This window comes from Adlercreutzia mucosicola DSM 19490, assembly GCF_000422625.1.
Lineage (GTDB): Bacteria > Actinomycetota > Coriobacteriia > Coriobacteriales > Eggerthellaceae > Adlercreutzia > Adlercreutzia mucosicola.
Window position 1 is genome coordinate 45075 of the sequence record NZ_AUGK01000006.1, and the last position, 10455, is coordinate 55529.

The window sequence follows — 10455 nt, forward strand, 5'->3', positions numbered from 1 at the left end:
GATTCTCCGTGAGGGGCCGTCACCTGTGCGAGGACATGGGGCTGTGTCTGGCCAGCCGCTCGCTTTCGGCTCCGGCACAGAAGACCGCCCGGGTGTCGATCCCTTTCTCGCACGGAACGCTCGACTTCTCGTCGATCAATGGTGAGGTTTACTATGAAGATCGCGATCTGTCGTACAGCTTCGACATGATCGCCGGCAGCCCGCGCGAGCTTGAGTCGATGGTATCCGATGTTACGGCGTGGCTCGCGCCGGTGTGCGGTGACGAGCTGCGCGATGATGATGTGCCAGGTTATCACTGGATCGTGTCTGCACCGTCCATAAGCGTATCGCGCGACGAGTCGGGCCTTGCTGCCACCGTCGAGGTGGCGTTTTCTGCCTACCCCTTCGCGATGGCCGATGACGAGTCGAGGGCATCGATCTCCGTTGGTGTGAACCCCCTCGTCAACAAGGGAGGCATGAGGGCGCGGCTGTCTGTCGTGCCCGACGGCACCGTGACCATCACCATAGGAACACTGCGACAGACATTCAACGGGCCGACCGCGACGAACCTCTACCTTTCACCGGGAACGAACGAGGTGGAGGTCTCTGGCGGGTCGGCCCTCGTCTCATGGAGGGAGGGAATCCTTTAGGTGGACATCGTAACCGTCTACAACCGTGGCGCTCCCACGATCATATCCGACCAGTTCTCGAAGATTGCATCGGCCAAGATCGCCCGCGAGAAGAACTGCTTCGATTCGCTGTCGTTCACGATCTACCACGACAATCCTGGCTACGACATCCTGGTTCCGTTCTCCACCACCGTCGAGGTGGTTAACGCCGAGACTGGGGCGGTCGAGTTCGAGGGGCGCGTCGTGTCGCCAGTGCCGTCCGTTGATGACTCCGGCAAGGTGGGCAAGGCTGTCGTGTGCGAGGGCGTGGCTGGGTACCTCTGCGATTCGAGGCAGCCCTACACCGAGGAGCGGCTGTGGGAGGGTGATACCCAGCGCACCGGCCTCCAAGAGTACATCGATTACCTGCTCGGCAACCACAATGCCAAGGTGAGCGCCGAGAAGCGCGTATACCGAGGCATTGTCGATGTCGTTACATGGAAAACGACCGACAACGTAACCAAGGGCACGAACTTCGAGACCACCTGGGATTGCATCAAATCCAAGATCATCGCCGTCTTCGGCGGCGAGATGCGCGTTCGGCGCGGCGATGACGGGCGGCTCTATCTCGACTACCGCCAGAAGATCGGCTCGGTTCGCTCCACCCAGATCAGGATCGGCCGCAATATGGGGCGTGGAACTCGCAAGGTGAACCTCGACGGGCTTATCACCCGACTCTACCCGCGCGGCGCGAAGCTCAAGGCGACCGAGACCGACGAGCATGGCAACAAGCGCGAGGTGGAGACCGAGGAGCGGCTGTCCATCGCCTCGGCGAACGCCGGTGTGCCCTACATCGACGATCCCGACGGTATCCGCGAGTACGGCGTCATCGAGGGCGTCATGTACTGGGACGACGTTACCGATGCTCTGAATCTCAAGACCAAGGCAGAGAACTGGTTCGAGGACAACAAGCGCCTTCCCGTCTCCACTACGCTTACAGCCTACGATCTGTCACTGATCGGCCTCGATTACGATTCGTTCGCGCTGCTCGACTGGTACCCGTGCTACAACCCCTACCTCGGCCTCGATGAGACCTTGGAGATCGTCAAGCAGACAATCGATCTCACCGAGCGCCATAAATCGACCATCAGCTTGGGGGAGACGACAACCCTCCAAACTGTCAAGATATCAACACTCGCCGGCCTCGCCGGCGAGGTCGAAGTCATCAAGTCTCAGAGCAAGTCCACCATAGTGAACCTCAAGAACACCGTGGTGTACACCATGGCAGCCCTTGAGGTCGCCGAAGATCGCATCGTGTCAACGGTGGGGGAGCAGATCGTGGAGACGGCGGAGCGCATCGACGGAGACATATCCGTGATACGGTCGTCAGTGTCCACCCTTGAGCAGACTGCCGAGTCGATCAGGGCCAGCGTGACCCAGCTCGACGAGGAGCAGAAGATCATGCAGGCAGAACTCGACATCATGCCCGGTCAGATCATCTCCACGGTCACAACCGCCTACGAGGGCTACGTTGACGGCGAGATAAAGATCGTGAACACGGCCATCAGCGAGGTGCGGCAGACTGCCGCTGGCATCGAGTCAACCGTGAAGAGCATCCAGGCGAACTACGCCAACTGCACCACCGCCGGCGGCACCGCCGCCAAGGTCGTGACCGCCCCCGACTTCACGCTCTACAAGGGGGCCACCATCTCGGTGAAGTTCACCTACGCAAATACCGTCGCAAACCCGACGCTCAACGTGAACGGCACTGGCGCGAAGTACATCATGGTTGGCAACTCCTACATGAGCACCGAGCTCTCGTGGAAGGCCCAGGACGTGCTCTCGTTCGTCTACGACGGCACCTATTGGCGCATGACCGACTGTGGGTCGCGATCCTCGATCAAGCAGCTGTCCGACAGCATCACGCTCAAGGTCAGCAAGGGCGACGTGTCGTCGCAGCTTTCTGTGGAGAGCGGGGCCATCACCATCCAGTCGAACCGGTTCTCGTGGAACTCAACGTATTCGAGTATGAGCAAGACGGGCGTTCTTCGCGCCCAGTCGGCCGTGCTGTCGGGCACTTTCGAGTGCGGTTCGGTGTCGAACCTCCTCAAAATGCAGAACGGATCTATCCTCGGTTACGAGAACGGTGCGAACCTCGGCAAGGTTGACTTCTCCGCCCACATGGTCGATGTCGATACTGGGGTCAGGTCTGCCGGATTGCAGATCACAGGCAAGCAGTGCATCAGAATCACTACGCCGCTCATGTCCGTCGCGGCATCGTCCAGCGAATCGACCACTACCATCCACTGCCTCACTGGCACGCGAAAGGTGATCGTCGATATGTGGGACAACGGAGGCAGTATCGGATGGTCATACGGCAATGCTCGGTTCATCAACGGGTTGTGCGTCTCGTTTCCGCAGAGCGACTAGAGAAAGGGTGAGAATGGAGGATACATACTATTTTGCGATGTTCGATGGCTGGCGCGAGATCATCGACAAGCCGTCGAAGATCGCATTGTACGAGGAGCGATGCGCCATCGCCCGCGCGACGGGCGACGGGTGCGAGATCGTGTACACACCTGGCGATGGGTGGCTTATCGACAGGCCGACCGACGAGGAGCTGTGCGGCATTGAGGTCTTCTCGATGCCCATCGCCGATGTAAAAACAATGAAGGAGATCGTCTCGCTGTCGCTTGTAGACCCCGATGCCGCCCGCGCGGCCATCGCGGCCATGGAAGGAGAGTAGCTTTGGCAAACGCAATCGATCTGGAGGCGGCCGCCTTCGACATCTACGAGTACGCAATCGGCAGGTTCGCCGATCTGGGCATCGACGCGGCCATGGTCCATCTCGTCATGGCCTCGGTCATGGTGCGCATCGACGGGTTCGCGCTCGCCAATTTCGCCGCCCAGGCGCGCGAGAACGAGCGCGCGGCCATCGCGGCGCGCAGGGCTGCCGAGGAACTGGCGCAGGCGGGCGGTGATGCTGATGCGGCATGATGTAGACGTGATCGGCCGCGAGATCCATATCCCGCATAACGACCGTGCCGTCGCGAAGAACGTCAGCGTTGACACGGTGAAGCTGACATTCGACACCGAATGGGCCGAGTGCACCTCGAAGGTTGCTATTTTCAAGAACGGATCCGTCGAGTTCCGGGCGGCTGTCGACGGCGACACCGTGCAGATTCCCTGGGAGGCGCTCGACAAGCCCGGCGACCTGTACCTCTCCATCGTCGGCTATGTGGGCGAGGAGAAGCGCATCGTCACCGAGAAGATGGCGCGGCCCTACAGGGTTCGAGAGAACGGCGCGCTCGCCGGCGAGAAGCCGAGCGATCCGACCCCCGATGCCGTGCAGGTGCTTCTCAGCCAGGCTGGCACCGCCACCGACGCCGCCAACAGCGCGGCGGCCCGAGCCGAGGCCGCCCAGGAGGCGGCCGTGGCGGGGGAGTCTGCCCGCGAGACCGCCGAGGCTTCCCGCCGCACCGCAGAGACAGCGCGCGATTCTGCAGAATCTGCCAGGGTAGCGGGCGAGGCAAAGCGGGCCGCTGCCGAATCGCTCAGGGAATCGTCGGAATCGTCGCGCATCTCTGCCGAGGAAGCGCGCGCCGCAGCCGAGCTTAAGCGCATCTCTGCCGAGACGGGGCGCGAGGTCGCCGAGGCCGCGCGCGTGGTCGAGTTCGACCAGATGCGCCAGGACTTCCAGGGTATGCAGTTCATCCTGCTCTCCGAAGGGCAGTACGACCCAGATACCTCCCAGCCCACCGTCGAGGGTGATACCTCCGTCATCTACTACGTGCCAAATCCGCGTCAGACCGTCGGAGACCTCTACCTCGAATGGCGCTACCTCAAGCTGTCTGACGGATCATACCTGTGGGAGCTGATCGGCGGCCGTGACAAGCTGCCAGATGCCATCACCGTCGCCGACATCGATGCGGTGGTTTCCGGCTCCGACGTATCCAAGGCCGAGCGGTACCTGACGCTAGCTGGGCTGTCGTACCTGTGGGCGAATATCAAGGCGTGGTTCGCAGCCAAGGTGCACGCGCACGATGCCGCAGACATCGAGACTGGCGAGCTTTCCGTTGCGCACGGTGGCACGGGCGCATCGTCTGCGGCCGGTGCCCAGTACCAGATTCTCGGCGGCATGGCTGCGGCGGATTCAGTCGAGGATCCCACCTTCGTCCTCTTCCGCGAGGACGGGGCAAGCGCGACCGCCGGCGCGGTGTTCAAGGCCGCAGGTTCGCTCGTATGGAACTGGCTCGATGCGAAGATTCGGGCCACGTTCGGATTCGACGCAAACGGGAGGATCGACGGGGCGCACATCAAGCATAATGCGATTAGCTCGGATCATATCGCTGCCGATGCCGTGACATCGGCGAAACTTGCCGACGGAAGCGTGGGGAAAGACCATCTCGACACTGAAATGAGGGAGGGCTGGGAATCCCTATCACAGACTACAGACTGGATTTCGATCTTAAACGAGGGTGGCAACTCTATAAAGTATCGCCGCCTGGGCGGTCTCGTCACCGTGGTGGTCTCCATGACCGCCAAGCCGCTGGCGCAGGAATGGAACGAGATTGCAGTTTTTCCCGTAGAAATACGGCCGAAAATCGACCTCTATTTCCCCGCCATTCCGCAGTCGGGCACCACGCCGATTAAGTGCGAGATAGCTGCCGATGGCAAGCTGTGGGCGGCACCGCACGGCGGCACCGCCACGGGTTTTCTGTTTGTCGTAAGCTACATCATTTGACTGAGATAACCATCTCGCTGTGCGTGGCGTCCCAGCAGCGGATGCCACCGGCGTCCATGAGCCAGAACAGGCTCGTGCCGTCATCCATTATCATGTTTATCTGAGGGTATCCGCTCGACGCCCGTCCGAACTGCACACTGCGGACGCCGAGCAGGTTAACCTTCGATGCGCGCTGTGATAGGGATTACTGCTCTGGCATCGGGTCATTAGTGGGATACGAAATGTACCCAGCGACGTTGCTGTTCACTCCGCTGCTGTAGTTGTATACCGACACCACGGATCTGCTGACGTAGAGCCTCGCGTTTATGGAAGTGCCACCAGTGTCCGTCGGCGCGTACACCGACCAAATGGGCCTGAAGCCCTCTGGTGTGTCGCAGATCGTGTTGCTTCCAGATTGCAACGGCTCCTTGCTATCGAAGTGCAAAAAGACAGTATTGCCCACGCGCAGAAACGATGCTAGCTTGCCGAGGCTGCACGAGCGCACCGGAGGCTGTGATAGGGATTACAGCTACAGCAGCTTGACAGTGGGGACAACCCCGTTTCGAAGTCCGACCACTTGACGCTTGCCATTCGGTAGCGTCAGGTAAATCTCGATGTAATCGCTCTCGCTTGTGTACCCACGCAGCGTCACATCGCTACAATTGACCGCCTTTACGCAACTCTGTGATAGGGATTACGACGACACCCCAATTACAAGGCAGAACACGCCGAACTCGCTCCCGACCGTCAAGGGAGTGTGGGTCAACAGGTACGGCGTGATCGAATCGGCCGAAACCTGCTTGTATCCGCAATGGACGGCGAGGTTCGAGCTGCGCGGGACGATGGCCGCAAACCCCACCGAGCTTAGCGCCTCCGGCAGGCTGAGCGGATAGCACTCGGTGTGATACGCGCCGCCCCACGCCGTGGACGCCGCGCGGACAACCACCCTTGTCGGTGCCCACGCCATCCGAATGCCGCCGTGAAATGTGGCGACAGTCCATCCGCCAGAGTTATCCGAGCTGAACTGTGATAGGGATTTTACGCCCTGATGGTAAAGTCCCGCGAACGGTCAGAGAAGTCGATACAGTAGATGGTTTTCGTGACAAAGTTGAGCATGAGTCCGTATTGCTTCTCGCCGTACGCCATCCTGATCATAGGGTGCTGGATGTCAGGTGAGCTTGTCCCGTTGTCGATAACGATCTTCGTAGCGCCGCCCGCGAAACTGATCTGTGATAGGGATTGCCAATACCCGATACGGCATGGCTCCACAGCCCCGCGGCGCTACCATATGCTGCAAACCCGATTGGAGGAGCGGCGATGGACTTGAGAGCGACCGAGGCTGTGGAGCGTGCCGCAAAGGCACTCTACGCGGCGAGCGAGGCGGTGGCTGACCTGGGCGACAAGCCGCAGCTGGCAGATATGCTGGCTATGTGGCTCATGGAGGAGGCTGCCGCCCTGAGGTCGATCTTAGGAGGCCCTACGCCTTGAGCAGATGCCGCTCGTACTGCCGCTGATCTTGGCGCAGTATCGTCTCATCGAGGCTCATGTACAGATACGTTGTATCTAGGCTCACGTGGCCTAACATCTTCTGGATGTGTGATTCTGGCACCCCCGCCTTCGAGGCCAACGTGCGGAACGTATGGCGAAAGTACTTCGGTGCCACATACGGCAGGCCGTTGCGCCCGCAGTGCGACCTGAGCATCCTCGCGTAGCGCGTCGGGTCGGCGTTCGGCCCCATCACCCAATCGGCCTTGCGCGCCCTCGGGAAGTACAGCCGCTTGATCTCGGCGAGGCGCTGCCTGGGGGTCGACGGCAGCATGAGCGGGCGCGCCGAGCGGTGGGTCTTGATGTCTGTCTCGACTACCTCGCCCTTGACGCGCTGCAGCCCGCGCCGCACGTGCACCAGCCCGCTGCGCAGGTCGATATCGCCCCACTGCATGCCGCACTGCTCTGAGCGGCGCAGACCAAGCCACAGGCCCAGGACGACGGTCGCCTCGTACTCCCAGCCCACGACGCCCAGCAGCAGCGCCTTGGCCTCGCGCTCGGTGAGCGCCGGCTTCTCCCCGCGCGCCTTGGCCCTTCGCGGGTGCCGGATGCCGCGCGTGGTGGGGTCGGTCACGTCCTCCCGGTAGCACTCGTCGGCGATGGCGCTGCGGATGATCTGCCGCAAGAGCTTGTAGCCCGCCTCGCCCGCGCCGGCGGCGAGCCAGGCGTTGATGTGGCGCACGCGGATGTCCTCCATCTCCCAGCCGCGCCACTGCGGCTCCACCCAGTTGCGCCAGGCCCCCTCGTAGCCCTCGACCGTCGCCGGCGCGAGGTCGGCGTAGTAGGTGGTGTAGACGCCCTCGTAGTAGTCCTCGATCTTCACCTTGTCTCTCCTTTCGGTTCAGAAATCACAGACGCCCATGCGCCCTGGGAAAGCGTATGGGCGTCTGTGATTTCCGCAAGAGAAAGGAGGTTCATTTCCCTGGCCATAGCAACGCAGAAAGGAGGTGATTTTGTTGGAAGAGGCAGCGGTTCACACTGCGGACGGGCTGGCTGCAGAGCCAATGCTGCTTGCGGTTGTCGTGATCGCCGTGGCGCTCATCGTCGCGGCGGTGCTGGTGTCGCGAGAGATTCGCGCGGCGAAGGACAAGCAGCTCGAAGTCGAATCGAACAACAACCGCGAGAAGCTGAAGCTCCAGCGCGAAGTTGAGATGCAGCGCCTTGAGATCGACCGAGACCGCGAGCAGCACAAGATCGAAGATCGCCAGCAACGGGCGAAGACTGATGCCGAGATGATGGCGCTGCAGCGCCAGACCATCGAGGCGTCGAACCGCTCCACGGCGGCCATCGAGGCCATGAGTCGTCTCATGGACACGCACAACACGCGGCTTGAGGTTTCTCAGGATCGAAGCCGCGCCATGGGCGAGCAGATCCAGGACGTGCACGCCACGGTGCACGCTATCGACAACAACGTGCAAGATCTCGCCGATGCCCTGCTCAAGTGACACGCTCGAAGGAAAGGAACAAGATGAACAAAATCGTAATCACCGGTACGGAGACGGGAGACGTTGAGTCTGTTGACGCATCCCAGATTGACAATGCGGCGCGCCTCGTCGCCCTCGTCCGCTTGCTCGCCGCCTTTGCTGGCCAGGCGCTCGCGCTGCTCGGTATGAAGCTCGATGTGGAGATTGTCACGCAGTTGGGGCTGTGCGCTCTCGCTTTGACAGCCACAGCGTACGCATGGTGGCGCAACAACAACTGGACACGGGCGGCCCAGATCGCGCAGCTCGTCATCGCGGCCATTAAGGGGCAGCGATGAGCGCGGCCGAGAAGCTCTATGTCATCTGCGGCCACGGAGCGGGAGATCCGGGCGCATCTGGCGGCGGATACAACGAGGCAGAGCGCGTGCGTACCCTGGCGTCCGAGATGGCGCGCCAGGGCGGCTCGAAGGTATCAGTGCTCGACACGTCCAAAAACTGGTACAAGTCGGGGCTTGTCAATGCGGCGCTAAAGGCCTCCGTCGGCCGTAACCCCGTCATCGAGCTGCACATGGACGCGGCAGACGGAGACGGCCCGGCCAAGGGGGCGCACGTCGCGATCCGCGCAGGCTTCAGCCCTGATGCCTGGGACACAGCCCTGGCCGACTTTCTGGCCAGCTACTTTCCTGGTCGCGCTGACAAAATCACGCAAAGATCGAATCTCGCAAATCTCAACCGCGCCGCATCGCACGGCATCAACTACCGTCTCGCCGAGGTCGGCATGATCGACGACAAGGTAGACCGAGACAAGTTCAACGCCAACGTCCCGGCGGTCGCCGCCGAAATCCTCGCCGCGTTCGGTATCGGCGGCGCGCCTGCCGAGCCAGCACCGCCATCGCCTCCGCAAACCCCGCAGAAAGGAGAAGCCGTGTACAATTTCAAGACGGTCAAGAAGGGATCGAAAGGCGACCACGTGTCGCTCTTCCAGTCTGCGTACAATGAGCGATTCGGCGGATCGCTCGCCGTCGACAAGAGCGCCGGCCCTGCAACCCATGAAGCCATCGGCGACGCCCAATCGCGGCTCGGCATCAAGAAGGACTTCTCGTGCGGCCCTGATACGTGGTCGCACTTGCTCGGGACGTAGCCGAAAGTAATCCACCGAATAGATTAGGCCCCCAGTTCTGCAATATCGCAGAACTGGGGCCTTTTGTGTGTCCTGAAGGGTGATTATCATCCGTCACCAGGTTCGCTATTCTCTGGTGTGCGCCTCTCTCTGCTCATTCTTCCCTTCCACCGGCATAGCGGTATGTATATGGTATCTCGGCTTTATCGAGCAGCTGGCCCACGAGCCTCATGCGGGCGTTGACGTATCCCACTGGTTCGTCGGCCCCGCTGCCGAGCTGCACCGCGTCCAGATCCTCTTGAGTTCGATAGTAGTCCAGTGCGAGGTCGCGCGGGCCGTTGACGCCGCGCAGGCTCTCGATGACCTGCTCCGCGATGGATCGAGCGTCCTCGTGCATAGCCCCGCGCGCGGCGAGGACGAACGCCCACACGTCGTCTGGCGGCTCGATGCTGGGGAACGAGGGGTTTTCCCACCTTTTTACGCTCCTGAGATGCACGTCTGCCTCGTCAGCGATGTCCTGCTGGGTCAACCCACACTCCTCGCGCAGGGCGCGAAACGCCGCTTTCGTCTTCTTCACCTTTCCGTCCTTTCAATGAAGCGGCCCCGATGTCGGAGCCGCTTCATTCGCTATGTCTGACCCGTATGCCCTATCGCTCAACGATTTCCGTTGATCCGTCCTCAAGCTCAACAATCGCGTAGTCCCAATCATTGTACGTCTCGCGAAGGTCGGCTGCGATCTCCTCGACGCTCATGTTGCAGCTGTAGTCGATGCGATCCATGTTGCTGCCGTTTTCGGTGGTGTAGGTCTCGACGATGATTCCCATGATGTGCCTCCTTGGCTCGAATCTTCGGGAAGCCTTATTGCTTCCTCCTGACAGTAACTATTGTATGTCACCTTTGGTGACATTGCAAGAACTTTTTTTAGAAGTTCCCCGTTTGAAACACCTACCATCGTATAAAGCATGGGTGCTTTTCATAATGATAGATGTTTTTAGCGCAGAAATACCTCGATCCTGATGTCGTGATGCCGTGGCCTGGTTTCTCCATTGTAGTAGTCGA

General features: G+C 60.9%; 12 protein-coding genes. 9 read left to right on the plus strand and 3 right to left on the minus strand.

Going from position 1 to position 10455, the window contains the following annotated elements; genetic code table 11:
- Positions 1 to 35 precede the first annotated feature (35 nt).
- The 6 genes from G503_RS0104305 (at position 36) to G503_RS16295 (ending at position 6798) form a co-directional block, all read left to right on the plus strand.
- Positions 36 to 629, plus strand: coding sequence for a phage tail family protein (locus G503_RS0104305; protein WP_235715489.1), 594 nt, complete (start codon positions 36 to 38; stop codon positions 627 to 629).
- Complete coding sequence (locus tag G503_RS0104310) at positions 630 to 3017, plus strand: phage tail spike protein (protein WP_028026610.1); 2388 nt, start codon at positions 630 to 632, stop codon at positions 3015 to 3017. It abuts the gene before it with no gap.
- A 13-nt stretch (positions 3018 to 3030) separates the two neighbouring features.
- Positions 3031 to 3333 carry a hypothetical protein gene (locus G503_RS0104315; protein ID WP_028026611.1) on the plus strand — a complete coding sequence of 101 codons (303 nt, stop codon included), beginning with the start codon at positions 3031 to 3033 and terminating at the stop codon, positions 3331 to 3333.
- A 2-nt stretch (positions 3334 to 3335) separates the two neighbouring features.
- Complete coding sequence (locus G503_RS0104320) at positions 3336 to 3584, plus strand: hypothetical protein (RefSeq protein ID WP_028026612.1); 249 nt, start codon at positions 3336 to 3338, stop codon at positions 3582 to 3584.
- Complete coding sequence (locus G503_RS0104325; protein WP_028026613.1) at positions 3568 to 5331, plus strand: hypothetical protein; 1764 nt, start codon at positions 3568 to 3570, stop codon at positions 5329 to 5331. Before G503_RS0104320 ends, G503_RS0104325 begins: the two co-directional genes overlap by 17 nt.
- A 1296-nt stretch (positions 5332 to 6627) precedes the next feature.
- Positions 6628 to 6798, plus strand: a complete 171-nt coding sequence (locus G503_RS16295; RefSeq protein ID WP_156891921.1) for a hypothetical protein — start codon at positions 6628 to 6630, stop codon at positions 6796 to 6798.
- Here the strand turns inward: G503_RS16295 and G503_RS0104350 are convergent.
- Positions 6788 to 7678 carry a tyrosine-type recombinase/integrase gene (locus G503_RS0104350; protein ID WP_028026616.1) on the minus strand — a complete coding sequence of 297 codons (891 nt, stop codon included), beginning with the start codon at positions 7676 to 7678 and terminating at the stop codon, positions 6788 to 6790. The genes G503_RS16295 and G503_RS0104350 overlap by 11 nt on opposite strands.
- 130 nt (positions 7679 to 7808) lie before the next feature.
- Between G503_RS0104350 and G503_RS0104355 the strand changes: the two genes are divergently transcribed.
- Genes G503_RS0104355 through G503_RS13675 form a run of 3 tightly spaced genes read left to right on the plus strand, consistent with a single transcriptional unit; the run spans position 7809 to position 9417 of the window.
- Positions 7809 to 8300, plus strand: coding sequence for a hypothetical protein (locus G503_RS0104355; protein ID WP_028026617.1), 492 nt, complete (start codon positions 7809 to 7811; stop codon positions 8298 to 8300).
- A 23-nt stretch (positions 8301 to 8323) separates the two neighbouring features.
- Positions 8324 to 8614: a phage holin gene (locus G503_RS0104360; protein ID WP_028026618.1), complete on the plus strand. Its 291-nt coding sequence runs from the start codon at positions 8324 to 8326 to the stop codon at positions 8612 to 8614.
- Positions 8611 to 9417, plus strand: coding sequence for an N-acetylmuramoyl-L-alanine amidase (locus tag G503_RS13675; protein WP_051190912.1), 807 nt, complete (start codon positions 8611 to 8613; stop codon positions 9415 to 9417). Before G503_RS0104360 ends, G503_RS13675 begins: the two co-directional genes overlap by 4 nt.
- Positions 9418 to 9550: 133 nt before the next feature.
- Here the strand turns inward: G503_RS13675 and G503_RS0104370 are convergent, their stop codons facing one another.
- Together G503_RS0104370 and G503_RS16300 are read right to left on the minus strand one after the other, a co-directional pair.
- Positions 9551 to 9973, minus strand: coding sequence for a helix-turn-helix transcriptional regulator (locus tag G503_RS0104370; RefSeq protein ID WP_028026619.1), 423 nt, complete (start codon positions 9971 to 9973; stop codon positions 9551 to 9553).
- A 70-nt stretch (positions 9974 to 10043) separates the two neighbouring features.
- A complete protein-coding gene (locus G503_RS16300; RefSeq protein ID WP_156891922.1) occupies positions 10044 to 10220 on the minus strand; it encodes a hypothetical protein in 177 nt (58 codons plus the stop codon).
- Between the last annotated feature and the right edge of the window lie 235 nt (positions 10221 to 10455).